The following is a 20,990-nucleotide window of genomic DNA, read 5'->3' as shown; positions in this document are numbered from 1 at the left end:
CTAGCAATGGGTCAGAAAGTACATCCTAATGGTATTCGCCTGGGTATTGTAAAACCATGGAACTCTACCTGGTTTGCGAACACCAAAGAATTCGCTGACAACCTGGACAGCGATTTTAAAGTACGTCAGTACCTGACGAAGGAACTGGCTAAAGCGTCCGTATCTCGTATCGTTATCGAGCGTCCGGCTAAGAGCATCCGTGTGACTATTCACACTGCTCGCCCGGGTATCGTTATCGGTAAGAAAGGCGAAGACGTAGAAAAACTGCGTAAGGTCGTAGCGGATATCGCTGGCGTTCCTGCACAGATCAATATCGCTGAAGTTCGTAAACCTGAACTGGACGCAAAACTGGTTGCTGACAGCATCACTTCTCAGCTGGAACGTCGTGTTATGTTCCGCCGTGCGATGAAGCGTGCTGTACAGAACGCAATGCGTCTGGGCGCTAAAGGTATCAAAGTTGAAGTTAGCGGCCGTCTGGGCGGCGCGGAAATCGCACGTACCGAATGGTACCGTGAAGGTCGCGTACCGCTGCACACTCTGCGTGCTGACATCGACTACAACACCTCTGAAGCGCACACCACTTACGGTGTAATCGGCGTTAAGGTATGGATCTTCAAAGGCGAGATCCTGGGTGGTATGGCTGCTGTTGAACAACCGGAAAAACCGGCTGCGCAACCTAAAAAGCAGCAGCGTAAAGGCCGTAAATAAGGAGCGTCGCTGATGTTACAACCAAAGCGTACAAAATTCCGTAAGATGCACAAAGGCCGTAACCGCGGTCTGGCTGCAGGCGCGGATGTTAGCTTCGGCAGCTTCGGTCTGAAAGCTGTTGGCCGTGGTCGTCTGACTGCCCGTCAGATCGAAGCAGCACGTCGTGCTATGACCCGTGCAGTTAAGCGTCAAGGTAAGATCTGGATCCGTGTATTCCCGGACAAACCGATCACTGAAAAGCCGCTGGCAGTGCGTATGGGTAAAGGTAAAGGTAACGTGGAGTATTGGGTTGCCTTGATTCAGCCGGGTAAAGTCCTGTATGAAATGGACGGCGTACCGGAAGAGCTGGCCCGTGAAGCATTCAAGCTGGCAGCAGCGAAACTGCCGATTAAAACCACCTTTGTAACTAAGACGGTGATGTAATGAAAGCAAAAGAGCTGCGTGAGAAGAGCGTTGAAGAGCTGAACACCGAGCTGCTGAACCTGCTGCGTGAGCAGTTCAACCTGCGTATGCAGGCTGCAAGTGGCCAGCTGCAACAGTCTCACCTGTTGAAGCAAGTGCGTCGCGATGTCGCACGCGTTAAGACTTTACTGACTGAGAAGGCGGGTGCGTAATGACCGATAAAATCCGTACTCTGCAAGGTCGCGTTGTTAGCGACAAAATGGAGAAATCCATTGTTGTTGCTATCGAACGTTTTGTGAAACACCCGATCTACGGTAAATTCATCAAGCGTACGACCAAACTGCACGTACATGACGAGAACAACGAATGCGGTATCGGCGACAAGGTTGAAATCCGTGAATGCCGTCCGCTGTCCAAGACTAAGTCCTGGACGCTGGTTCGCGTTGTAGAGAAAGCGGTTCTGTAATACAGTACGCATTCTCAACGAATAAACGGCTCAGCGATGGGCCGTTTATTTTTTCTACCCATATCGTTTGAGCGGTGTTATAATGCCGCGCCCCCGATATGGGGCTTTTTTAACGACCTGATTTCGGGTCTCAGTAGTAGTTGACATTAGCGGAGCACTAAAATGATCCAAGAACAGACTATGCTGAACGTCGCCGACAACTCCGGTGCACGTCGCGTAATGTGTATCAAGGTTCTGGGTGGCTCGCACCGTCGCTACGCAGGCGTAGGCGACATCATCAAGATCACCATCAAAGAAGCAATTCCGCGTGGTAAGGTCAAAAAAGGTGATGTGCTGAAGGCGGTAGTGGTGCGCACCAAGAAGGGTGTTCGTCGCCCGGACGGTTCTGTCATTCGCTTCGATGGTAATGCATGCGTTATTCTGAACAATAACAGCGAGCAGCCTATCGGTACGCGTATTTTTGGGCCGGTAACTCGTGAGCTTCGTACCGAGAAGTTCATGAAAATTATCTCTCTGGCACCAGAAGTACTCTAAGGAGCGAATCATGGCAGCGAAAATCCGTCGTGATGACGAAGTTATCGTGTTAACCGGTAAAGATAAAGGTAAGCGCGGTAAAGTTAAGAATGTCCTGTCTTCCGGCAAGGTCATTGTTGAAGGTATCAACCTGGTTAAGAAACACCAGAAGCCGGTTCCGGCTCTGAACCAACCAGGCGGCATCGTTGAAAAAGAAGCTGCTATTCAGGTTTCTAACGTTGCAATCTTCAATGCGGCAACCGGCAAGGCTGACCGTGTAGGCTTTAGATTCGAAGACGGTAAAAAAGTCCGTTTCTTCAAGTCTAATAGCGAAACTATCAAGTAATTTGGAGTAGTACGATGGCGAAACTGCATGATTACTACAAAGACGAAGTAGTTAAAAAACTCATGACTGAGTTTAACTACAATTCTGTCATGCAAGTCCCTCGGGTCGAGAAGATCACCCTGAACATGGGTGTTGGTGAAGCGATCGCTGACAAGAAACTGCTGGATAACGCAGCAGCTGACCTGACAGCAATCTCCGGTCAAAAACCGCTGATCACCAAAGCACGCAAATCTGTTGCAGGCTTCAAAATCCGTCAGGGCTATCCGATCGGCTGTAAAGTAACTCTGCGTGGCGAACGCATGTGGGAGTTCTTTGAGCGCCTGATCACTATTGCTGTACCGCGTATCCGTGACTTCCGTGGCTTGTCCGCTAAGTCTTTCGATGGTCGTGGTAACTACAGCATGGGTGTCCGTGAGCAGATCATCTTCCCAGAAATCGACTACGATAAAGTCGACCGCGTTCGTGGTTTGGATATTACCATTACCACTACTGCGAAATCTGACGAAGAAGGCCGTGCTCTGCTGGCTGCCTTTGACTTCCCGTTCCGCAAGTAAGGTAGGGTTACTGAATGGCTAAGCAATCAATGAAAGCACGCGAAGTAAAACGCGTAGCTTTAGCTGATAAATACTTCGCGAAACGCGCTGAACTGAAAGCGATCATCTCTGATGTGAACGCTTCCGACGAAGATCGTTGGAACGCTGTTCTTAAGCTGCAGACTCTGCCGCGTGATTCCAGCCCGTCTCGTCAGCGTAACCGCTGCCGTCAAACAGGTCGTCCACATGGCTATGTGGGCAAGTTCGGGTTGAGCCGTATCAAGCTACGTGAAGCCGCAATGCGCGGTGAAGTACCAGGCTTGAAAAAGGCTAGCTGGTAATTGTCACCAATTGAATCACGGGAGTAAAGACAGATGAGCATGCAAGATCCGATCGCGGATATGCTGACCCGTATCCGTAACGGTCAGGCCGCGAACAAAGCTGCGGTCACCATGCCTTCCTCCAAGCTGAAAGTGGCAATCGCCAACGTGCTGAAGGAAGAAGGTTTTATCGAAGATTTTAAAGTTGAAGGCGACACCAAGCCGGAACTGGAACTGACTCTTAAGTATTTCCAGGGTAAAGCTGTTGTAGAAAGCATTCAGCGTGTCAGCCGCCCAGGTCTGCGCATCTACAAACGTAAAGATGAGCTGCCGAAAGTTATGGCGGGTCTGGGTATCGCGGTTGTTTCTACCTCTAAAGGTGTTATGACTGATCGTGCAGCGCGCCAGGCTGGTCTTGGTGGCGAAATTATCTGCTACGTAGCCTAATCGGAGGAAAAAATGTCTCGTGTTGCTAAAGCACCGGTCGTTGTTCCTGCCGGCGTTGATGTAAAAATCAACGGTCAGGTTATTACGATCAAAGGTAAAAACGGCGAGCTGACTCGTACTCTCAACGATGCTGTTGAAGTTAAACATGCAGATAATGCACTGACCTTCGGTCCGCGTGATGGTTACGTAGACGGTTGGGCTCAGGCTGGTACCGCGCGTGCCCTGCTGAACTCAATGGTTATCGGTGTTACCGAAGGCTTCACTAAGAAGCTGCAGCTGGTTGGTGTAGGTTATCGTGCAGCGGTTAAAGGGAATGTAGTAAACCTGTCCTTAGGTTTCTCTCATCCTGTTGACCATCAGCTGCCGGCTGGGATTACTGCAGAGTGCCCGACTCAAACTGAAATCGTGCTGAAAGGCGCTGATAAGCAGGTGATCGGCCAGGTTGCAGCAGATCTGCGCGCCTACCGTCGTCCTGAGCCTTATAAAGGCAAGGGTGTTCGTTACGCCGACGAAGTCGTGCGTACCAAAGAGGCTAAGAAGAAGTAAGGTAACACTATGGATAAGAAATCTGCTCGTATCCGTCGTGCGACCCGCGCACGCCGCAAGCTCCAGGAGCTGGGCGCAACTCGCCTGGTGGTACATCGTACCCCGCGTCACATTTACGCACAGGTAATTGCACCGAACGGTTCTGAAGTTCTGGTAGCTGCTTCTACTGTAGAAAAAGCTATCGCTGAACAACTGAAGTACACCGGTAACAAAGACGCGGCTGCAGCTGTGGGTAAAGCTGTCGCTGAACGCGCTCTGGAAAAAGGCATCAAAGATGTGTCCTTTGACCGTTCCGGGTTCCAATATCATGGTCGTGTCCAGGCACTGGCAGATGCTGCCCGTGAAGCTGGCCTTCAGTTCTAAGGTAGAGGTGTAAGATGGCTCACATCGAAAAACAAGCTGGCGAACTGCAGGAAAAGCTGATCGCGGTAAACCGCGTATCTAAAACCGTTAAAGGTGGTCGTATTTTCTCCTTCACAGCTCTGACTGTAGTTGGCGATGGTAACGGTCGCGTTGGTTTTGGTTACGGTAAAGCGCGTGAAGTTCCAGCAGCGATCCAGAAAGCGATGGAAAAAGCCCGTCGCAATATGATTAACGTCGCGCTGAACAACGGCACCCTGCAACACCCGGTTAAAGGTGTTCACACGGGTTCTCGTGTATTCATGCAGCCAGCTTCCGAAGGTACCGGTATCATCGCCGGTGGTGCAATGCGCGCCGTTCTGGAAGTTGCTGGGGTTCATAACGTTCTGGCTAAAGCATACGGTTCCACCAACCCGATCAACGTGGTTCGTGCAACTATTGATGGCCTGGAAAATATGAATTCTCCAGAAATGGTCGCTGCCAAGCGTGGTAAATCCGTTGAAGAAATTCTGGGGAAATAAACCATGGCAAAGACTATTAAAATTACTCAAACCCGCAGTGCAATCGGTCGTCTGCCGAAACACAAGGCAACGCTGCTTGGCCTGGGTCTGCGTCGTATTGGTCACACCGTAGAACGTGAGGATACTCCTGCCGTTCGTGGTATGGTCAACGCGGTTTCCTTCATGGTTAAAGTTGAGGAGTAAGAGATGCGTTTAAATACTCTGTCTCCGGCCGAAGGCTCCAAAAAGGCGGGTAAACGCCTGGGTCGTGGTATCGGTTCTGGCCTCGGTAAAACCGGTGGTCGTGGTCACAAAGGTCAGAAGTCTCGTTCTGGCGGTGGCGTACGTCGCGGTTTCGAGGGTGGTCAGATGCCTCTGTACCGTCGTCTGCCGAAATTCGGCTTCACTTCTCGTAAAGCAGCGATTACAGCCGAAGTTCGTCTGTCTGATCTGGCGAAAGTAGAAGGCGGCGTTGTAGACCTGAACACGCTGAAAGCGGCTAACATTATCGGTATCCAGATCGAGTTCGCGAAAGTGATCATGTCTGGTGAAGTCACTACTCCGGTAACTGTTCGTGGCCTGCGTGTTACTAAAGGCGCTCGTGCTGCTATCGAAGCTGCTGGCGGTAAAATCGAGGAATAAGTAGCAGATGGCTAAACAACCGGGATTAGATTTTCAAAGTGCCAAAGGTGGCTTAGGCGAGCTGAAACGCAGACTGCTGTTTGTTATCGGTGCGCTGATTGTGTTCCGTATTGGCTCTTTTATTCCGATCCCTGGTATTGATGCCGCTGTACTTGCCAAACTGCTTGAGCAACAGCGAGGCACCATCATTGAGATGTTCAACATGTTCTCTGGTGGTGCTCTCAGCCGTGCTTCTATCTTTGCCCTGGGTATTATGCCGTACATTTCGGCATCGATTATTATCCAGCTGCTGACGGTGGTTCATCCAACGTTGGCGGAAATTAAGAAAGAAGGGGAGTCTGGTCGTCGTAAGATCAGCCAGTACACCCGTTACGGTACTCTGGTGCTGGCAATATTCCAGTCGATCGGTATTGCTACCGGTCTGCCGAATATGCCTGGTATGCAAGGCCTGGTGATGAACCCGGGCTTTGCATTCTATTTCACCGCTGTTGTAAGTCTGGTCACGGGAACCATGTTCCTGATGTGGTTGGGCGAACAGATTACTGAACGAGGTATCGGTAACGGTATCTCAATCATTATCTTCGCCGGTATTGTCGCGGGTCTCCCGCCAGCCATCGCCCATACTATCGAGCAAGCGCGTCAAGGCGACCTGCACTTCCTCGTGTTGCTGTTGGTTGCAGTATTAGTATTTGCAGTGACGTTCTTTGTTGTATTTGTTGAGCGTGGTCAACGCCGCATTGTGGTAAACTACGCGAAACGTCAGCAAGGTCGTCGTGTCTATGCTGCACAGAGCACACATTTACCGCTGAAAGTGAATATGGCGGGGGTTATCCCGGCTATCTTCGCTTCCAGTATTATTCTGTTCCCGGCAACCATCGCGTCATGGTTCGGGGGCGGTACTGGTTGGAACTGGCTGACAACAATTTCGCTGTATTTGCAGCCTGGGCAACCGCTTTATGTGTTACTCTATGCGTCTGCAATCATCTTCTTCTGTTTCTTCTACACGGCGTTGGTCTTCAACCCGCGTGAAACAGCAGATAACCTGAAGAAGTCCGGTGCATTTGTACCAGGAATTCGTCCGGGAGAGCAAACGGCGAAGTATATCGATAAAGTAATGACCCGCCTGACTCTGGTCGGTGCGCTATACATTACCTTTATCTGCCTGATCCCGGAGTTCATGCGTGATGCAATGAAAGTACCGTTCTACTTCGGTGGGACCTCACTGCTTATCGTTGTTGTCGTGATTATGGACTTTATGGCTCAAGTGCAAACTCTGATGATGTCCAGTCAGTATGAGTCTGCATTGAAGAAGGCGAACCTGAAAGGCTACGGCCGTTAATTGGTCGCCCGAGAAGTTACGGAGAGTAAAAATGAAAGTTCGTGCTTCCGTCAAGAAATTATGCCGTAACTGCAAAATCGTTAAGCGTGATGGTGTCATCCGTGTGATTTGCAGTGCCGAGCCGAAGCATAAACAGCGCCAAGGCTGATTTATTCGCATATTTTTCTTGCAAAGTTGGGTTGAGCTGGCTAGATTAGCCAGCCAATCTTTTGTATGTCTGTACGTTTCCATTTGAGTATCCTGAAAACGGGCTTTTCAGCATGGTGCGTACATATTAAATAGTAGGAGTGCATAGTGGCCCGTATAGCAGGCATTAACATTCCTGATCAGAAACATGCTGTGATCGCATTAACGTCGATCTACGGCATCGGTAAGACCCGTTCTAAAGCCATCCTGGCTGCAGCGGGTATCGCTGAAAATGTTAAGATCAGTGAGCTGTCTGAAGGACAAATCGACACGCTGCGTGACGAAGTTGCCAAATTTGTCGTTGAAGGTGATCTGCGCCGTGAAATCAGCATGAGCATCAAGCGCCTGATGGATCTTGGTTGCTATCGCGGTTTGCGTCATCGTCGTGGTCTCCCGGTTCGCGGTCAGCGTACCAAGACCAACGCACGTACCCGTAAGGGTCCGCGCAAACCGATCAAGAAATAATCGGGGTGATTGAATAATGGCAAAGGCACCAATTCGTGCACGTAAACGTGTAAGAAAACAAGTCTCTGACGGCGTGGCTCATATCCATGCTTCTTTCAACAACACCATCGTGACTATTACCGATCGTCAGGGTAACGCGCTGGGTTGGGCAACAGCCGGTGGTTCCGGTTTCCGTGGTTCTCGCAAATCCACTCCGTTCGCAGCTCAGGTTGCAGCAGAGCGTTGCGCTGACGCCGTTAAAGAATACGGCATCAAGAATCTGGAAGTTATGGTTAAAGGTCCGGGTCCAGGCCGCGAATCTACTATTCGTGCTCTGAACGCCGCTGGTTTCCGCATCACTAATATTACTGATGTGACTCCGATCCCTCATAACGGTTGTCGTCCGCCGAAAAAACGTCGCGTATAACGCTTCGTTTTCCAGGTTTGTTGGAGAAAGAAAATGGCAAGATATTTGGGTCCTAAGCTCAAGCTGAGCCGTCGTGAGGGCACCGACTTATTCCTTAAGTCCGGCGTTCGCGCGATCGATACCAAGTGTAAAATTGAACAAGCTCCTGGCCAGCACGGTGCGCGTAAACCGCGTCTGTCTGACTATGGTGTGCAGTTGCGTGAAAAGCAAAAAGTTCGCCGTATCTACGGTGTGCTGGAGCGTCAGTTCCGTAACTACTACAAAGAAGCAGCACGTCTGAAAGGCAACACCGGTGAAAACCTGTTGGCTCTGCTGGAAGGTCGTCTGGACAACGTTGTATACCGTATGGGCTTCGGCGCCACTCGTGCAGAAGCACGTCAGCTGGTTAGCCATAAAGCTGTTATGGTAAACGGTCGTGTTGTTAACATCGCTTCTTATCAGGTTAGTCCGAATGACGTTGTTAGCATTCGTGAGAAAGCGAAGAAGCAGTCTCGCGTGAAAGCCGCTCTGGAGCTGGCTGAGCAGCGTGAAAAGCCAACCTGGCTGGAAGTTGATGCTGGCAAGATGGAAGGTACGTACAAGCGTAAGCCTGAGCGTTCTGATCTGTCTGCGGACATTAACGAACACCTGATCGTCGAGCTTTACTCCAAGTAAAGCTTAGTACCAAAGAGAGGACACAATGCAGGGTTCTGTGACAGAGTTTCTAAAACCGCGCCTGGTAGATATCGAGCAAGTGAGTTCGACGCACGCCAAGGTGACCCTTGAGCCTTTAGAGCGTGGCTTTGGCCATACTTTAGGTAACGCACTGCGCCGTATTCTGCTCTCATCGATGCCGGGTTGCGCGGTGACCGAGGTTGAGATTGATGGTGTACTACATGAGTACAGCACCAAAGAAGGCGTTCAGGAAGACATCCTGGAAATCCTGCTCAACCTGAAAGGGCTGGCGGTGAGAGTTCAGGGTAAAGATGAAGTTATTCTTACCTTGAATAAATCTGGCATTGGCCCTGTGACTGCAGCCGACATTACCCACGACGGTGATGTCGAAATCGTCAAGCCGCAGCACGTGATCTGCCACCTGACCGATGAGAACGCGTCTATTAGCATGCGTATCAAAGTTCAGCGCGGTCGTGGTTATGTGCCGGCTTCTACCCGAATTCATTCGGAAGAAGATGAGCGCCCAATCGGCCGTCTGCTGGTCGACGCATGCTATAGCCCTGTAGAGCGTATCGCCTACAATGTTGAAGCAGCGCGTGTAGAACAGCGTACCGACCTGGACAAGCTGGTCATCGAAATGGAAACCAACGGCACAATCGATCCTGAAGAGGCGATTCGTCGTGCGGCGACCATTCTGGCTGAACAACTGGAAGCTTTCGTTGACTTACGTGATGTACGTCAGCCGGAAGTGAAAGAAGAGAAACCAGAATTCGATCCGATCCTGCTGCGCCCTGTTGACGATCTGGAATTGACTGTCCGCTCTGCTAACTGCCTCAAAGCAGAAGCTATCCACTATATCGGTGATCTGGTACAGCGTACTGAGGTTGAGCTTCTTAAGACGCCTAACCTTGGTAAAAAATCTCTTACTGAGATTAAAGACGTGCTGGCTTCCCGTGGGCTGTCTCTGGGTATGCGCCTGGAAAACTGGCCACCGGCAAGCATCGCTGACGAGTAACCGGATCGCAGGTTAAGGTTTTACTGAGAAGGATAAGGTCATGCGCCATCGTAAGAGTGGTCGTCAACTGAACCGCAACAGCAGCCATCGCCAGGCTATGTTCCGCAATATGGCAGGTTCACTGGTTCGTCATGAAATCATCAAGACGACCCTGCCTAAAGCGAAAGAGCTGCGCCGCGTAGTTGAGCCGCTGATTACTCTTGCCAAGACTGATAGCGTAGCTAATCGTCGTCTGGCATTCGCCCGCACTCGTGATAACGAGATCGTGGCAAAACTGTTTAACGAGCTGGGCCCGCGTTTCGCGAGCCGCGCCGGTGGTTACACTCGCATTCTGAAGTGTGGCTTCCGTGCAGGCGACAACGCGCCGATGGCTTACATCGAGCTGGTTGATCGCTCTGAGTCGAAAGCAGAAGCTGCTGCAGAGTAATCTGTAGTAACGTAAAAAAACCCGCTCCGGCGGGTTTTTTTATATCCGCAGCATCCCCACTTATCTACAATAATTTGTATTCTTTTTGTTCATCCCCTGGAGCGTTGTATGTGGTTACTGGACCAGTGGGCGGAGCGCCATATCCTTGAAGCGCAGAGTAAAGGCGAATTTGACCATCTGCCCGGACGCGGAGAGCCGCTCATTCTGGATGACGACTCGCATGTTCCGGCTGAACTACGCGCTGGCTATCGCTTACTGAAAAATGCAGGCTGTCTTCCCCCTGAACTGGAACAGCGTAAAGAAGCGATTGCGCTGCTGGATTTGCTAAACGGGATTCGACAGGATGATCCTCAGTATCAGGAAGTCAGTCGTCGTTTGTCATTACTGGAGCTCAAGCTCAGACAGGCCGGGGTGAGTACGGAATTTCTTCGCGGTGAATATGCCAAAAAGCTGTCGCATAAAATCAGTGAGCGTTAAAGGAGAAGAGATGTATCGTATTGGAGAGTTAGCAAAGCTGGCCGAGGTTACGCCGGACACCATCCGCTATTATGAGAAACAGCAGATGATGGAACATGAAGTCCGTACTGAAGGTGGGTTTCGCTTGTATACCGAAAACGATCTTCAACGTCTGAAATTTATCCGCTACGCGCGACAGCTTGGTTTTACACTCGAGTCGATCCGCGAACTGCTGTCGATCCGTATCGATCCCGAGCATCATACCTGCCAGGAATCAAAAGGGATCGTGCAGGAGAGGCTGAAAGAAGTTGAAGCAAGAATAGCGGAACTGCAAACAATGCAGCGTTCCCTGCAACGACTGAATGACGCCTGTTGTGGTACGGCGCACAGTAGCGTTTACTGTTCGATTCTCGAGGCCCTGGAGCAAGGCGCCAGTGGAATAAAGTCAGGCTGTTGATTTAGTCAACCATCAGGATTACACTCGCGCCGTTAAATCCTACAACTGGAGTGATTATGAGCCGTTATCAACATACGAAAGGGCAGATCAAAGACAACGCCATAGAGGCACTACTGCATGACCCACTTTTCAGGCAACGCGTGGAAAAGAACAAGAAAGGGAAAGGCAGTTATTTACGTAAAGGAAAACACGGCAATCGCGGGAACTGGGAGGCCAGTGGCAAGAAAGTGAATCACTTTTTTACCACTGGCCTTCTGCTTTTAGCGAGCAGTTAAGAACGGTTATTTTGTTCTTTGAGCAGGTCACGAATTTCAGTGAGTAGCACTTCTTCTTTTGTCGGAGCGGGTGGCGCCGCCGGCTCTTCTTTTTTCTTACGGTTGAGTTTGTTAATCAACTTGATCGCCATGAAGATAGCAAACGCGACAATCACGAAATCAAAGATGTTCTGAATAAACACACCGTAATGCATCACAACAGCCGGGATGTCGCCCTGCGCCTCACGTAGCGTAAAGGCAAACTGTTTGAAATCGATCCCGCCAATTAATAATCCCAGCGGTGGCATGATGATATCGGCAACCAGTGATGAAACAATCTTACCGAACGCCGCACCAATAATGACACCCACTGCCAAATCGACAACATTCCCGCGCATCGCGAATTCGCGAAACTCTTTAATAATGCTCATTTTTATTCTCCCAAGCAGCTGACGATAATAAGTTTAACAAATGTTAAGGCAATTTCCATTTATGTCATGAGATAAATGTTCGAATTAACCTTGTCAAATCAGTGGATTAAAAAGGGTGCTAATAATGCACCCTTCTCAGTTACAGGAAGAAAGGGCTTGGCTGGAATAAGCGTTCGACGTCGGTAATAAACTTTTTGTCGGTCAAAAACATAATGACATGATCGCCTTGCTCGATGCGCAAATTGTCATTCGCAATCATGACGTCATTGCCACGGACCACGGCGCCAATAATTGTTCCTGGCGGCAGTTTGATTTCATCAATAACCCGGCCCACCACGCGGGAGGTGCTCTCATCCCCGTGCGCCACAGCTTCAATGGCTTCCGCCACGCCACGGCGTAAAGAGGAAACGCCTACAATATCCGCCTTACGGACGTGGCTGAGCAACGCTGATATCGTTGCCTGCTGCGGTGATATGGCGATATCTATGACGCTCCCCTGAACGAGGTCGACATAAGCGCGGCGCTGGATCAGCACCATCACCTTTTTTGCGCCCATCCGTTTAGCCAACATTGCCGACATGATATTCGCTTCATCGTCGTTGGTCACCGCAATAAAGAGATCGACCTGATCAATATGTTCTTCGGTTAACAACTCCTGATCCGACGCATCGCCAAAAAAGACGATCGTATTTTGCAGTTTTTCAGCCAGTTCTGCCGCCCGTTGCTGATCGCGTTCGATCAGCTTCACGCTGTAATCTTTTTCCAGGCGACGCGCCAGACCTGCGCCGATATTACCGCCGCCAACCAGCATGATGCGTTTGTACGGTTTTTCCAGCCGCTGCAACTCGCTCATTACCGCGCGGATATGCTGAGAAGCCGCAATGAAGAAGACTTCATCCCCGGCTTCGACAATGGTTGATCCCTGTGGGCGGATAGGACGATCGTGACGAAAAATAGCCGCGACTCGCGTATCAATATGCGGCATGTGCTCACGCATGGTTGACAGGGCATTCCCGATCAGCGGACCGCCGTAGTAAGCCTTAACGACAGCCAGGCTGACCTTGCCTTCCGCAAAGTTAACCACCTGCAGTGCGCCGGGATATTCGATCAGCCGGTAAATGCTATCGATAACCAGTTGCTCCGGGGCAATGAGATGATCGATAGGTACGGCCTCAGAATGAAACAGTTTGTCTGCATCGCGAACGTAGTCAGGAGAGCGTATACGCGCGATACGATTCGGTGTGTTGAATAAAGAATAGGCCACCTGGCAGGCGACCATGTTTGTTTCATCGGAACTGGTTACAGCTACCAACATATCGGCATCGTCAGCCCCGGCCTCACGCAGAACGCGAGGATGTGAACCGTGGCCCTGCACCACGCGCAAATCGAACTTATCCTGTAAGCTTCGCAGACGCTCCCCGTTAGTATCGACCACGGTGATATCGTTGTTTTCGCCAACCAGGTTTTCTGCCAGTGTGCCGCCAACCTGCCCTGCGCCCAGAATGATTATTTTCATCAGTCGTGACCCGTTATCTCATCACTTTTTGATTAGCTTAGCGTAAAAGAAGCCATCACCTTCTTCTGCGCCAGGCAGATTTTGCCGGCCAGGTTGTTCAGGCGTACCGGTTTCGCTGAGAATGGCGTCTGCTGTGCGTTGCAGGAAAGCTTTAACCTGTAGACTGTTCTCTTCCGGCAGTACTGAACAGGTTGCGTACACCAGCGTCCCGCCTGATTTCAGATGCGGCCAGATGGCATCCAGTATTTCTGCCTGTAACTTCGCCAGTTCGGCAATGTCCCGATCCCGACGCAGCCATTTTATGTCTGGATGGCGACGGATAACGCCAGTGGCAGAGCAGGGAGCGTCCAGTAAAATACGATCAAACTGCTGCTTGCCGCACCACTGCGCCGGATAACGTCCGTCGCCTTGCTTAACGGTCGCTTTCATCCCGAGACGTTTAAGGTTGTCATAAACGCGAGAGAGCCGCTGTTCATCAACATCCACGGCCAGAACATCGGCTTCGGGGGCCGCTTCGAGGATGTGCGTGGTTTTACCGCCTGGCGCCGCGCATAAATCTAATATATGTTCGCCGTTTTGCGGCGCAAGAAAGGTGACGCAGCCCTGAGCGGAAGCGTCCTGAACGGTGACCCAGCCTTCGTCGAAGCCAGGAAGCGCATGCACTGGTGAAGGCGTTTCCAGGCGTACCGCGTCAGGGTATGCCGGGTGGGTGAAGCCTGTCATGCCTGTTTCTTCCAGTCGTGCCAGCCAGGCGTCTCGTGAATGATGCGTGCGGTTTACCCGCAACCACATCGGTGGGCGCTGGTTGTTGGCCTCGACAAGAGCTTCCCATCGTTCCGGCCAGGCTTTTTGCAGGCGCTTAAGCAGCCAGGAAGGATGCAAAAAACGCGCTTCAGTGTTAGAAAATTCCGCCAGCAGCTCATCCTGCTTACGCTGGAACTGACGTAACACGCCGTTGATAAGGCCTTTCAGTTGAGGGCGCTTGATGGCGACTGCGCCCTCGACCGTTTCGGCCAGCGCAGCGTGAGGGGGAATGCGCGTATGCAGCAGTTGGTAGAATCCGACCATAATCAGGTAATGCACGGTACGCTGCTTGCCCGTCATTGGGCGAGACATGAGCTTGCTGATCAGCCACTCCAGTTGTGACAGCGTGCGCAGCACCCCAAAGCACAACTCCTGCAGCAGTGCCTTATCTTTGTCGGAAACCTTTTGTTGCATCGGCGGCAGAACATTGCTCAATGATTGTCCTTGCTCGACGACCTGTTCAATGGCTTGCGCCGCCATACTGCGTAAGTTGAGTTTCTTATTCATAACCGCAAAAATAAAAATGCCCGGCGACACCGGGCGGAGTAAGAAGTGACCGTCAGGCCAGACGGTTGCCAGGAATGAACCATTCCCGACGTGAATTTAAAAGATCCTGCGCGCTCATGGCTTTTTTTCCGGCGGGCTGCAACGAGAGCAAATTTAAAATGCCGTCGCCTGTGGCAACCTGAATGCCGTGTTTTGTCGCGTCCAGAATAGTCCCGGGCTGAGCCTGGGTGGCAGCAGCCACAACGGACGCCTGCCAGACTTTCACCGGCTGACCGTCAATTTCCAGCCAGCTCATCGGCCAGGGGTTGAACGCGCGAATGCAGCGTTCCAGTTGCGCTGCGGAAAGCGACCAGTCAATTCGGGCTTCTTCTTTGCTGAGTTTCTCAGCGTGGGTAACCAGCGCATCATCTTGAGCTTCTGGTTTTGTCCGCCCTTCGGCTAATTGTTTCAGCGTTTCGATCAAACCCTGCGGGCCCAACTCTGCCAGCTTGTCGTACAGCGTACCGCTGGTATCTTCTGCGGTAATCGGACAAGCGAGCTTGTAGAGCATATCGCCCGTATCCAGACCAACGTCCATCTGCATAATGGTTACGCCTGTTTCGGCATCGCCAGCCCAAAGCGAACGTTGAATCGGCGCCGCGCCACGCCAGCGTGGGAGCAAGGAACCGTGGACGTTAATGCAACCGAGCCGCGGCATATCCAGCACCGCTTTGGGAAGAATCAGACCATACGCTACGACAACCATAACGTCTGCGTGCAGATCGGCAACCAGGTGCTGGTTTTCCTGCGGGCGTAATGAGGCGGGTTGGAATACGGGAATGCCTTTTTCTTCCGCCAGCACTTTTACCGGGCTGGGCATGAGTTTCTTGCCGCGGCCTGCCGGGCGGTCGGGCTGGGTAAACACGCCGACAACGTTGTGTCCAGAAGACAACAGCGCGTCAAGATGACGCGCTGCAAAGTCAGGTGTACCCGCAAAAATAATACGTAGTGAGTCTGACACGTTGATTCTTGTCCTTAAGCTCGTGCGTTCAGGCGGTCGAGTTTTTCAACTTTCTGACGAATACGTTGCTGCTTCAGCGGCGACAAATAATCGATAAACAGTTTACCGACTAAATGATCCATTTCGTGTTGGATACAAATAGCCAGCAGGCCGTCGGCTTCCAGCTCAAATGGTTTACCCTCGCGATCGAGCGCGCGAATTTTCACTCTTTCCGCACGTGGCACCAAAGCGCGCTGTTCCGGAATCGACAGGCACCCTTCTTCGATACCGGTCTCGCCTTCTTTTTCCAGCAGTTCCGGGTTAATGAGCACCAGGCGCTCGTCGCGGTTTTCAGAGACGTCAATCACGATTATCCGCTGATGAATATCAACCTGCGTCGCTGCCAGGCCAATACCTTCTTCTGCGTACATCGTCTCGAACATATCATCGACGATACGCTGAATGTCTGCATTCACTTCTTCAACCGGTTTTGCGACTTTGCGAAGGCGCTCGTCCGGAATATGTAACACTTGCAAAACTGACATAGTTATCCAGAGTTGTGTTCAGGAGTTGAAAAGATTATTACCTCTATTCTAGACAAATCCCCCTCTGATTGACAGCATCAGTGACCAATCGCAAAGATTGCTGAGACTGCCTGTGGCAGGGGGACAAGGATGAACCGTACAGAGATTTGGCTACGTTTAATGCGGGTGAGTGAATTGTGCGGCGACGAGATGCTGCGCATCGCACACTGGCTTATCGCACAGCCACATATTGATGCCGCGGTGCTTCGCCACGCGGGGTTTTCGCCCTCCTGGATTAAACGCTTTTTCTCGCTTTCGGATGAAGAACGGGAGAAAACGCTGCTTTGGCTTGAGGCGCCTCATCATTATTTATTACTGGCGGATGATGATCATTATCCAACCCAACTTCGTGCTATTGACGATTATCCTGGCGCCCTGTTTGTTTCCGGAAGCCTTGCCTGTCTTCATGACGTACAGCTGGCGGTGGTGGGAAGTCGTACGCCTTCCTGGTACGGAGAACGATGGGGGCGGATGTTCTGCGAAAAGCTCGCAGGTTGGGGAATCACGATCACCAGTGGACTGGCGCGCGGCATTGATGGAATAGCGCATACTGCGGCAATCCAGGCACAGGGTAAAAGTATCGCTGTGTTGGGCAGCGGTCTCGAGGTTATCTATCCACGTAGTCATGGCTATCTGGCAGAGCGATTGCTCGACGCGGGCGGGGCGCTGGTATCCGAATTTCCGCTGGCAATGCACCCGCTCCCGCGCAATTTTCCCCGACGAAACCGTATCATCAGCAGCCTGAGCAAAGGCGTGCTGGTGGTAGAGGCAGCGCAGCGTAGCGGATCTCTGGTGACTGCACGCTGCGCGATAGAGCAAGGCAGGGAAGTGTTTGCTTTACCGGGGCCAATAGGGAACCCGGGAAGCGAAGGGCCGCATTGGCTCGTGAAGCAGGGCGCCACACTTGTGACTTCGCCAGAGGAAATCGTGGAAAATTTGCAGTATGGCTTACATTGGCTGCCAGATGAGCCTGAAAATTCACTTTATTCACCAGATCGCGAAGCTGCGGCATTGCCATTTCCCGAGCTCCTGGCTAACGTAGGAGATGAGGTAACACCTGTTGACGTCGTCGCTGAACGTGCCGGCCAACCTGTGCCAGCGGTAGTGGCTCAGCTACTCGAACTGGAGTTAGCAGGATGGATCGCAGCTGTACCCGGCGGCTATGTCCGATTGAGGAGGGCATGCCATGTTCGACGTACTAATGTATTTGTTTGAAACGTATATCCACAACGAAGCGGAATTACGTGTGGATCAGGACAAACTTGAACGGGATCTTACCGACGCCGGTTTTGATCGTGAAGACATCTACAATGCACTCCTGTGGCTGGAAAAGCTGGCTGACTATCAGGAAGGGCTTGCTGAGCCAATGCAGCTTGCTTCCGATCCTCTCTCTGTTCGTATTTATACTCCAGAAGAGTGCGATCGTCTGGATGCCAACTGCCGGGGATTTTTGTTATTCCTCGAGCAGATTCAGGTGCTAAACCTCGAAACGCGAGAAATGGTGATTGAACGCGTACTCGCGCTGGATACCGCAGAATTCGACCTGGAAGATCTGAAATGGGTCATATTAATGGTGCTGTTTAACATTCCAGGATGTGAAAATGCCTACCAGCAAATGGAAGAATTACTCTTTGAAGTGAATGAAGGTATGCTGCATTAATCAATCTTAATCCAGCATGAGTTGTTATGGCTAAATCAGCACTGTTTGCGGTGCGTAAAAATGAGCCCTGCCCACAGTGTGGGGCTGAACTGGTTATTCGCTCCGGGAAACACGGTCCGTTTCTCGGATGCTCTCACTATCCGGAATGCGACTATATTCGTCCGCTGAAATCCACGGCGGACGGACATATTGTCAAAGTTCTGGAGGGGAAATTCTGCCCCGATTGCGGCGCCGAGCTGGTGCTACGACAGGGGCGATTTGGTATGTTTATCGGCTGCAGCAATTATCCGGAATGTGATCATACCGAGATGATTGATAAGCCAGACGAAACCGCAATAACCTGCCCTCAATGCCTGACTGGTCACCTGGTTCAGCGGCGTTCCCGTTATGGCAAAACCTTTCATTCCTGCGATCGCTATCCGGAATGCCAGTTTGTCATTAACGCCAAACCGATAGCTGGAGAGTGCCCTGAGTGTCACTATCCGCTCCTTATCGAAAAGAAAACCGCGCAAGGTGTTAAGCACTTCTGCGCCAGTAAACAATGTGGAAAGCCGGTTTCGGCGGAACAAAAAAGTGATTAATAACCTGCCAACAGACTCTATCGCCGCAGCGGTAGAGGAACTTAATAATAAAAATGTCATCGCCTATCCAACGGAAGCTGTATTTGGTGTCGGGTGCGATCCCGACAGCGAAATGGCTGTAAATCGTCTGCTGGCGCTCAAACAACGCCCGGTAGACAAAGGGCTGATTTTGATCGCCGCAAATTTTGAACAACTCAGACCATATATTGACGACAGTATGCTCACCGAAGCACAGCGTGAAGCTGTATTTGCATGTTGGCCAGGGCCGGTAACCTTTGTTTTCCCTGCGCCTGAGAGCACGCCACGCTGGCTAACAGGTCGCTTCAATTCACTGGCGGTACGTGTGACAGATCATCCGCTGGTGGTCGCCCTGTGTAAGGCGTATGGCAAACCGCTGGTATCAACCAGCGCCAACCTGAGCGGACTGCCGCCGTGTCGCACAACGGAAGATGTGCGGGCGCAATTCGGCGACGACTTCCCGATTGTGGAAGGCGAAACGGGCGGTCGTTTGAATCCTTCTGAAATTCGCGATGCATTAACGGGCGAACTGTTTCGACAGGGGTAAGAGAATGGAAACCTATGCTGTTTTCGGCCATCCGATAGCACACAGTAAGTCACCGTTTATTCATCAGCAATTTGCGCAGCAGTTGCAAATCGATCACCCGTATGGTCGCGTACTGGCGCCCGTGGATGACTTTGTTAAGACGTTAAACGCTTTTTTTGCCGGGGGAGGCAAAGGGGCGAACGTCACGGTGCCTTTTAAAGAAGAGGCTTTTGCCCGTGCGGATGAATTGACGGAGCGTGCGGCGCTGGCTGGCGCAGTGAATACGATCAAACGACTTGAGGATGGTCGTCTACTCGGAGATAACACTGACGGTATCGGTTTGTTAAGCGATCTTGAACGTTTATCCTTTATTCAACCGGGGCAGCGAATTTTGCTGATCGGCGCTGGCGGGGCAGCGCGTGGGGTTCTGTTACCGTTACTTTCTCTGGATTGTGGCGTGACCATTGTCAACCGAACGGCATCCCGGGCTCAGGAACTGGCGAAGGTCTTTGCGCATACCGGTAGTGTGCAGGCGCTGGGCATGGATGAACTGGCAGACCATCACTTTGATGTGATCATCAATGCCACATCCAGCGGACTCAATGGTGAGATCCCGGCGATCCCTGCGTCGCTGATTTATCCCTCGGTCTGTTGTTACGACATGCTTTACCAGCAGGGACGGACGCCTTTTCTCTTGTGGTGTGAACAACATGGCGCGAAGCGCGTTGCCGATGGCCTGGGAATGCTGGTAGGGCAGGCTGCTCATGCCTTTTTGCTCTGGCATGGTATTTTACCCGAAATCGAACCGGTGATTGCGCGCCTCAAGCAGGAGTTGTCTGCATGAACCAGGCGATTCTGTTTCCTGACAGAGAGGAATGGCGTGTGGATGAATGCGCTGTTTGCTTCCCGGCGCTGGTGAATGGCATGCAGTTAATGTGTGCCATAAAGGGGGAATCGCTGGCGAAACGCTTTGGTGGCGAAACGGCGGAGGAATGGCTGGCTCACTTTTGTGAGCACCGCTGGGATCTGGAAGAAGAGGCTGAAGCCTTGATCCAGTCCCAGCAGGAAGACGATCAGGGATGGATCTGGTTGTCCTGAGTCAGATACTCGTCTTTCCATTTCACGTAGTTGTTGGCGGAATATCGCAACGCCATTTTCTCATCTTCCGTTAGAGGCCGGATCTGTTTAACCGGGCTTCCCAGATACAGATAGCCGCTTTGCAGACGTTTGTTTTGCGGCACCAGACTGCCGGCGCCAATCATCACGTCATCTTCAATGATCGCGCCATCTAACAGAATCGAGCCCATTCCGACCAGGACGCGGTTGCCAATAATGCAGCCGTGGAGCATTACTTTATGTCCAACAGTGACATCTTCGCCCACGATCAGTGGATTACCTTCAGGATTGGAAGGCGATTTGTGAGTGACGTGTAAGACGCTGCCATCCTGAATATTGGTGCGTGCGCCAATCTCAACGTAATTTACATCGCCACGGATCGCGACAAGCGGCCAGATCCCGACATCGTCTGCCAGACGAACATCGCCAATGATAACGCTGCTGCGATCGAGCATCACGCGTTGTCCGATCTGCGGAAAAAGATCCTTATAAGGGCGTAATACGTCAGACATGTTTACCTCAGATAAAGAGAACAGTAATGATGACTTTGGTTGCATTTCTGGCCTTGTGCAAGTGATTTAGCTATCAAAAAAGCGTCACATTGCGCAGGAATGAAACGAAAGGAGTGAAAAATCAGCAAATGGAAAAAAAGATCGAAAAAAGGCTTGTGCAAAAAATTGGGATCCCTATAATGCGCCTCCGTTGAGACGACAAAGTGAAACGCTTCACAAGATGGTCGTCACAACGAAGAGAAAAATCCTGAAATTCAGGGTTGACTCTGAAAGAGGAAAGCGTAATATACGCCACCTCGCGACAGAGCGCTGAA

36 protein-coding genes are annotated in these 20,990 nt (G+C 51.4%); 30 read left to right on the top strand and 6 right to left on the bottom strand.

Annotated elements, in window-relative coordinates; translation table 11 throughout:
* The first annotated feature begins 6 nt into the window (after positions 1–6).
* The 24 genes from rpsC to arfA all read left to right on the top strand — a co-directional run bounded on the left by rpsC (position 7) and on the right by arfA (position 11,463).
* Positions 7–708: a 30S ribosomal protein S3 gene (gene rpsC / locus OGY07_RS08465; RefSeq protein WP_000529945.1), complete on the top strand. Its 702-nt coding sequence runs from the start codon at positions 7–9 to the stop codon at positions 706–708.
* 12 nt (positions 709–720) lie between these two features.
* The gene (gene rplP, locus OGY07_RS08460) at positions 721–1,131 is read left to right on the top strand and encodes a 50S ribosomal protein L16 (RefSeq protein ID WP_000941208.1); all 411 of its coding nucleotides are present in this window, start codon (positions 721–723) and stop codon (positions 1,129–1,131) included.
* Entirely contained in the window at positions 1,131–1,322 is a 192-nt protein-coding gene (rpmC, locus tag OGY07_RS08455) for a 50S ribosomal protein L29 (RefSeq protein ID WP_000644742.1), read from the top strand. The genes rplP and rpmC overlap by 1 nt, the downstream gene beginning before the upstream one ends.
* Positions 1,322–1,576 (top strand): 30S ribosomal protein S17, encoded by a 255-nt coding sequence (gene rpsQ / locus OGY07_RS08450; protein WP_002438707.1) that lies wholly within the window; start codon positions 1,322–1,324, stop codon positions 1,574–1,576. The genes rpmC and rpsQ overlap by 1 nt, the downstream gene beginning before the upstream one ends.
* A gap of 162 nt (positions 1,577–1,738) precedes the next feature.
* On the top strand, positions 1,739–2,110 hold the full coding sequence (gene rplN, locus OGY07_RS08445) for a 50S ribosomal protein L14 (protein ID WP_002919748.1): 372 nt from the start codon (positions 1,739–1,741) through the stop codon (positions 2,108–2,110).
* A 10-nt stretch (positions 2,111–2,120) separates the two neighbouring features.
* Positions 2,121–2,435 (top strand): 50S ribosomal protein L24, encoded by a 315-nt coding sequence (gene rplX, locus OGY07_RS08440; protein ID WP_000729185.1) that lies wholly within the window; start codon positions 2,121–2,123, stop codon positions 2,433–2,435.
* Between the two features lie 14 nt (positions 2,436–2,449).
* On the top strand, positions 2,450–2,989 hold the full coding sequence (gene rplE, locus OGY07_RS08435; protein ID WP_001096202.1) for a 50S ribosomal protein L5: 540 nt from the start codon (positions 2,450–2,452) through the stop codon (positions 2,987–2,989).
* Between the two features lie 14 nt (positions 2,990–3,003).
* The gene (gene rpsN / locus OGY07_RS08430; RefSeq protein WP_012135425.1) at positions 3,004–3,309 is read left to right on the top strand and encodes a 30S ribosomal protein S14; all 306 of its coding nucleotides are present in this window, start codon (positions 3,004–3,006) and stop codon (positions 3,307–3,309) included.
* Positions 3,310–3,342: 33 nt separating this feature from the next.
* Entirely contained in the window at positions 3,343–3,735 is a 393-nt protein-coding gene (gene rpsH, locus OGY07_RS08425; protein ID WP_000062611.1) for a 30S ribosomal protein S8, read from the top strand.
* A 12-nt stretch (positions 3,736–3,747) separates the two neighbouring features.
* The gene (gene rplF / locus OGY07_RS08420; RefSeq protein WP_012135817.1) at positions 3,748–4,281 is read left to right on the top strand and encodes a 50S ribosomal protein L6; all 534 of its coding nucleotides are present in this window, start codon (positions 3,748–3,750) and stop codon (positions 4,279–4,281) included.
* Positions 4,282–4,290: 9 nt separating this feature from the next.
* Positions 4,291–4,644 carry a 50S ribosomal protein L18 gene (rplR, locus tag OGY07_RS08415; RefSeq protein ID WP_000358960.1) on the top strand — a complete coding sequence of 118 codons (354 nt, stop codon included), beginning with the start codon at positions 4,291–4,293 and terminating at the stop codon, positions 4,642–4,644.
* Positions 4,645–4,658: 14 nt separating this feature from the next.
* A complete protein-coding gene (gene rpsE, locus OGY07_RS08410) occupies positions 4,659–5,162 on the top strand; it encodes a 30S ribosomal protein S5 (RefSeq protein WP_000940121.1) in 504 nt (167 codons plus the stop codon).
* A gap of 3 nt (positions 5,163–5,165) precedes the next feature.
* A complete protein-coding gene (rpmD, locus tag OGY07_RS08405) occupies positions 5,166–5,345 on the top strand; it encodes a 50S ribosomal protein L30 (RefSeq protein WP_001140434.1) in 180 nt (59 codons plus the stop codon).
* Positions 5,346–5,348: 3 nt separating this feature from the next.
* Complete coding sequence (gene rplO / locus OGY07_RS08400; RefSeq protein ID WP_012908430.1) at positions 5,349–5,783, top strand: 50S ribosomal protein L15; 435 nt, start codon at positions 5,349–5,351, stop codon at positions 5,781–5,783.
* Positions 5,784–5,790: 7 nt separating this feature from the next.
* Positions 5,791–7,122, top strand: a complete 1,332-nt coding sequence (gene secY / locus OGY07_RS08395; RefSeq protein ID WP_001118864.1) for a preprotein translocase subunit SecY — start codon at positions 5,791–5,793, stop codon at positions 7,120–7,122.
* A 31-nt stretch (positions 7,123–7,153) separates the two neighbouring features.
* Positions 7,154–7,270, top strand: a complete 117-nt coding sequence (gene rpmJ / locus OGY07_RS08390) for a 50S ribosomal protein L36 (protein ID WP_000868187.1) — start codon at positions 7,154–7,156, stop codon at positions 7,268–7,270.
* Positions 7,271–7,416: 146 nt separating this feature from the next.
* Entirely contained in the window at positions 7,417–7,773 is a 357-nt protein-coding gene (gene rpsM / locus OGY07_RS08385; protein ID WP_012908431.1) for a 30S ribosomal protein S13, read from the top strand.
* Between the two features lie 16 nt (positions 7,774–7,789).
* A complete protein-coding gene (gene rpsK / locus OGY07_RS08380; RefSeq protein ID WP_001029684.1) occupies positions 7,790–8,179 on the top strand; it encodes a 30S ribosomal protein S11 in 390 nt (129 codons plus the stop codon).
* Between the two features lie 33 nt (positions 8,180–8,212).
* Positions 8,213–8,833 (top strand): 30S ribosomal protein S4, encoded by a 621-nt coding sequence (rpsD, locus tag OGY07_RS08375; RefSeq protein WP_012908432.1) that lies wholly within the window; start codon positions 8,213–8,215, stop codon positions 8,831–8,833.
* Between the two features lie 25 nt (positions 8,834–8,858).
* Complete coding sequence (locus OGY07_RS08370) at positions 8,859–9,848, top strand: DNA-directed RNA polymerase subunit alpha (RefSeq protein WP_001162094.1); 990 nt, start codon at positions 8,859–8,861, stop codon at positions 9,846–9,848.
* Positions 9,849–9,888: 40 nt separating this feature from the next.
* A complete protein-coding gene (gene rplQ / locus OGY07_RS08365) occupies positions 9,889–10,275 on the top strand; it encodes a 50S ribosomal protein L17 (protein WP_001216372.1) in 387 nt (128 codons plus the stop codon).
* 108 nt (positions 10,276–10,383) lie between these two features.
* Positions 10,384–10,752, top strand: coding sequence for a DnaJ family domain-containing protein (locus OGY07_RS08360; RefSeq protein WP_042293094.1), 369 nt, complete (start codon positions 10,384–10,386; stop codon positions 10,750–10,752).
* Between the two features lie 10 nt (positions 10,753–10,762).
* Positions 10,763–11,188: a Zn(2+)-responsive transcriptional regulator gene (gene zntR / locus OGY07_RS08355; protein WP_042293092.1), complete on the top strand. Its 426-nt coding sequence runs from the start codon at positions 10,763–10,765 to the stop codon at positions 11,186–11,188.
* A 56-nt stretch (positions 11,189–11,244) separates the two neighbouring features.
* Positions 11,245–11,463, top strand: a complete 219-nt coding sequence (gene arfA / locus OGY07_RS08350; protein ID WP_042293091.1) for an alternative ribosome-rescue factor ArfA — start codon at positions 11,245–11,247, stop codon at positions 11,461–11,463.
* Here arfA and mscL read toward each other — a convergent pair.
* The 5 genes from mscL to def all read right to left on the bottom strand — a co-directional run bounded on the left by mscL (position 11,460) and on the right by def (position 16,224).
* Positions 11,460–11,873 carry a large-conductance mechanosensitive channel protein MscL gene (gene mscL, locus OGY07_RS08345; protein ID WP_042293089.1) on the bottom strand — a complete coding sequence of 138 codons (414 nt, stop codon included), beginning with the start codon at positions 11,871–11,873 and terminating at the stop codon, positions 11,460–11,462. The genes arfA and mscL overlap by 4 nt on opposite strands.
* A gap of 139 nt (positions 11,874–12,012) precedes the next feature.
* Positions 12,013–13,389, bottom strand: a complete 1,377-nt coding sequence (gene trkA / locus OGY07_RS08340) for a Trk system potassium transporter TrkA (RefSeq protein ID WP_042293086.1) — start codon at positions 13,387–13,389, stop codon at positions 12,013–12,015.
* 21 nt (positions 13,390–13,410) lie between these two features.
* Positions 13,411–14,700, bottom strand: a complete 1,290-nt coding sequence (rsmB, locus tag OGY07_RS08335) for a 16S rRNA (cytosine(967)-C(5))-methyltransferase RsmB (protein WP_205613263.1) — start codon at positions 14,698–14,700, stop codon at positions 13,411–13,413.
* A 52-nt stretch (positions 14,701–14,752) separates the two neighbouring features.
* The gene (gene fmt / locus OGY07_RS08330; protein WP_060570675.1) at positions 14,753–15,700 is read right to left on the bottom strand and encodes a methionyl-tRNA formyltransferase; all 948 of its coding nucleotides are present in this window, start codon (positions 15,698–15,700) and stop codon (positions 14,753–14,755) included.
* A 14-nt stretch (positions 15,701–15,714) separates the two neighbouring features.
* On the bottom strand, positions 15,715–16,224 hold the full coding sequence (gene def, locus OGY07_RS08325) for a peptide deformylase (RefSeq protein ID WP_060570674.1): 510 nt from the start codon (positions 16,222–16,224) through the stop codon (positions 15,715–15,717).
* Between the two features lie 129 nt (positions 16,225–16,353).
* On the opposite strand from def, the gene dprA reads away from it, so the two are divergent.
* From dprA to OGY07_RS08295, 6 genes are read left to right on the top strand one after another with little or no spacing between them, the layout of a single operon-like run.
* Positions 16,354–17,478 (top strand): DNA-protecting protein DprA, encoded by a 1,125-nt coding sequence (dprA, locus tag OGY07_RS08320; protein WP_286599903.1) that lies wholly within the window; start codon positions 16,354–16,356, stop codon positions 17,476–17,478.
* Complete coding sequence (gene smg, locus OGY07_RS08315) at positions 17,450–17,923, top strand: DUF494 family protein Smg (RefSeq protein WP_181822455.1); 474 nt, start codon at positions 17,450–17,452, stop codon at positions 17,921–17,923. The genes dprA and smg overlap by 29 nt, the downstream gene beginning before the upstream one ends.
* A gap of 26 nt (positions 17,924–17,949) precedes the next feature.
* Positions 17,950–18,504 carry a DNA topoisomerase family protein gene (locus OGY07_RS08310; RefSeq protein WP_286599899.1) on the top strand — a complete coding sequence of 185 codons (555 nt, stop codon included), beginning with the start codon at positions 17,950–17,952 and terminating at the stop codon, positions 18,502–18,504.
* Entirely contained in the window at positions 18,497–19,069 is a 573-nt protein-coding gene (gene tsaC, locus OGY07_RS08305; RefSeq protein WP_286599897.1) for an L-threonylcarbamoyladenylate synthase type 1 TsaC, read from the top strand. The genes OGY07_RS08310 and tsaC overlap by 8 nt, the downstream gene beginning before the upstream one ends.
* A 4-nt stretch (positions 19,070–19,073) precedes the next feature.
* Positions 19,074–19,892 (top strand): shikimate dehydrogenase, encoded by an 819-nt coding sequence (gene aroE / locus OGY07_RS08300; RefSeq protein WP_286599895.1) that lies wholly within the window; start codon positions 19,074–19,076, stop codon positions 19,890–19,892.
* Complete coding sequence (locus OGY07_RS08295; protein ID WP_042293067.1) at positions 19,889–20,146, top strand: DUF1488 family protein; 258 nt, start codon at positions 19,889–19,891, stop codon at positions 20,144–20,146. Before aroE ends, OGY07_RS08295 begins: the two co-directional genes overlap by 4 nt.
* Here the strand turns inward: OGY07_RS08295 and OGY07_RS08290 are convergent.
* Positions 20,122–20,676, bottom strand: a complete 555-nt coding sequence (locus tag OGY07_RS08290; RefSeq protein ID WP_286599893.1) for a gamma carbonic anhydrase family protein — start codon at positions 20,674–20,676, stop codon at positions 20,122–20,124. The genes OGY07_RS08295 and OGY07_RS08290 overlap by 25 nt on opposite strands.
* Positions 20,677–20,990: the final 314 nt, after the last annotated feature.

This window comes from Citrobacter sp. Cs237, assembly GCF_030332325.1.
GTDB classification, from domain to species: Bacteria; Pseudomonadota; Gammaproteobacteria; order Enterobacterales; family Enterobacteriaceae; genus Citrobacter_A; species Citrobacter_A sedlakii.
The sequence above is the reverse complement of the archived record's forward strand: the minus strand, read 5'-3'. Positions and strand labels throughout refer to the sequence as shown.

Bases quoted from the DNA above. Each gene is read 5' to 3' on its own strand.
- rpsC (WP_000529945.1), top strand. From the start codon at position 7: ATGGGTCAGAAAGTACATCCTAATGGTATTCGCCTGGGTATTGTAAAA.
- rplP (WP_000941208.1), top strand. From the start codon at position 721: ATGTTACAACCAAAGCGTACAAAATTCCGTAAGATGCACAAAGGCCGT.
- rpmC (WP_000644742.1), top strand. From the start codon at position 1,131: ATGAAAGCAAAAGAGCTGCGTGAGAAGAGCGTTGAAGAGCTGAACACC.
- rpsQ (WP_002438707.1), top strand. From the start codon at position 1,322: ATGACCGATAAAATCCGTACTCTGCAAGGTCGCGTTGTTAGCGACAAA.
- rplN (WP_002919748.1), top strand. From the start codon at position 1,739: ATGATCCAAGAACAGACTATGCTGAACGTCGCCGACAACTCCGGTGCA.
- rplX (WP_000729185.1), top strand. From the start codon at position 2,121: ATGGCAGCGAAAATCCGTCGTGATGACGAAGTTATCGTGTTAACCGGT.
- rplE (WP_001096202.1), top strand. From the start codon at position 2,450: ATGGCGAAACTGCATGATTACTACAAAGACGAAGTAGTTAAAAAACTC.
- rpsN (WP_012135425.1), top strand. From the start codon at position 3,004: ATGGCTAAGCAATCAATGAAAGCACGCGAAGTAAAACGCGTAGCTTTA.
- rpsH (WP_000062611.1), top strand. From the start codon at position 3,343: ATGAGCATGCAAGATCCGATCGCGGATATGCTGACCCGTATCCGTAAC.
- rplF (WP_012135817.1), top strand. From the start codon at position 3,748: ATGTCTCGTGTTGCTAAAGCACCGGTCGTTGTTCCTGCCGGCGTTGAT.
- rplR (WP_000358960.1), top strand. From the start codon at position 4,291: ATGGATAAGAAATCTGCTCGTATCCGTCGTGCGACCCGCGCACGCCGC.
- rpsE (WP_000940121.1), top strand. From the start codon at position 4,659: ATGGCTCACATCGAAAAACAAGCTGGCGAACTGCAGGAAAAGCTGATC.
- rpmD (WP_001140434.1), top strand. From the start codon at position 5,166: ATGGCAAAGACTATTAAAATTACTCAAACCCGCAGTGCAATCGGTCGT.
- rplO (WP_012908430.1), top strand. From the start codon at position 5,349: ATGCGTTTAAATACTCTGTCTCCGGCCGAAGGCTCCAAAAAGGCGGGT.
- secY (WP_001118864.1), top strand. From the start codon at position 5,791: ATGGCTAAACAACCGGGATTAGATTTTCAAAGTGCCAAAGGTGGCTTA.
- rpmJ (WP_000868187.1), top strand. From the start codon at position 7,154: ATGAAAGTTCGTGCTTCCGTCAAGAAATTATGCCGTAACTGCAAAATC.
- rpsK (WP_001029684.1), top strand. From the start codon at position 7,790: ATGGCAAAGGCACCAATTCGTGCACGTAAACGTGTAAGAAAACAAGTC.
- rpsD (WP_012908432.1), top strand. From the start codon at position 8,213: ATGGCAAGATATTTGGGTCCTAAGCTCAAGCTGAGCCGTCGTGAGGGC.
- OGY07_RS08370 (WP_001162094.1), top strand. From the start codon at position 8,859: ATGCAGGGTTCTGTGACAGAGTTTCTAAAACCGCGCCTGGTAGATATC.
- rplQ (WP_001216372.1), top strand. From the start codon at position 9,889: ATGCGCCATCGTAAGAGTGGTCGTCAACTGAACCGCAACAGCAGCCAT.
- OGY07_RS08360 (WP_042293094.1), top strand. From the start codon at position 10,384: ATGTGGTTACTGGACCAGTGGGCGGAGCGCCATATCCTTGAAGCGCAG.
- zntR (WP_042293092.1), top strand. From the start codon at position 10,763: ATGTATCGTATTGGAGAGTTAGCAAAGCTGGCCGAGGTTACGCCGGAC.
- arfA (WP_042293091.1), top strand. From the start codon at position 11,245: ATGAGCCGTTATCAACATACGAAAGGGCAGATCAAAGACAACGCCATA.
- mscL (WP_042293089.1), bottom strand. From the start codon at position 11,873: ATGAGCATTATTAAAGAGTTTCGCGAATTCGCGATGCGCGGGAATGTT.
- trkA (WP_042293086.1), bottom strand. From the start codon at position 13,389: ATGAAAATAATCATTCTGGGCGCAGGGCAGGTTGGCGGCACACTGGCA.
- rsmB (WP_205613263.1), bottom strand. From the start codon at position 14,700: ATGAATAAGAAACTCAACTTACGCAGTATGGCGGCGCAAGCCATTGAA.
- def (WP_060570674.1), bottom strand. From the start codon at position 16,224: ATGTCAGTTTTGCAAGTGTTACATATTCCGGACGAGCGCCTTCGCAAA.
- dprA (WP_286599903.1), top strand. From the start codon at position 16,354: ATGAACCGTACAGAGATTTGGCTACGTTTAATGCGGGTGAGTGAATTG.
- smg (WP_181822455.1), top strand. From the start codon at position 17,450: ATGTTCGACGTACTAATGTATTTGTTTGAAACGTATATCCACAACGAA.
- OGY07_RS08310 (WP_286599899.1), top strand. From the start codon at position 17,950: ATGGCTAAATCAGCACTGTTTGCGGTGCGTAAAAATGAGCCCTGCCCA.
- aroE (WP_286599895.1), top strand. From the start codon at position 19,074: ATGGAAACCTATGCTGTTTTCGGCCATCCGATAGCACACAGTAAGTCA.
- OGY07_RS08295 (WP_042293067.1), top strand. From the start codon at position 19,889: ATGAACCAGGCGATTCTGTTTCCTGACAGAGAGGAATGGCGTGTGGAT.
- OGY07_RS08290 (WP_286599893.1), bottom strand. From the start codon at position 20,676: ATGTCTGACGTATTACGCCCTTATAAGGATCTTTTTCCGCAGATCGGA.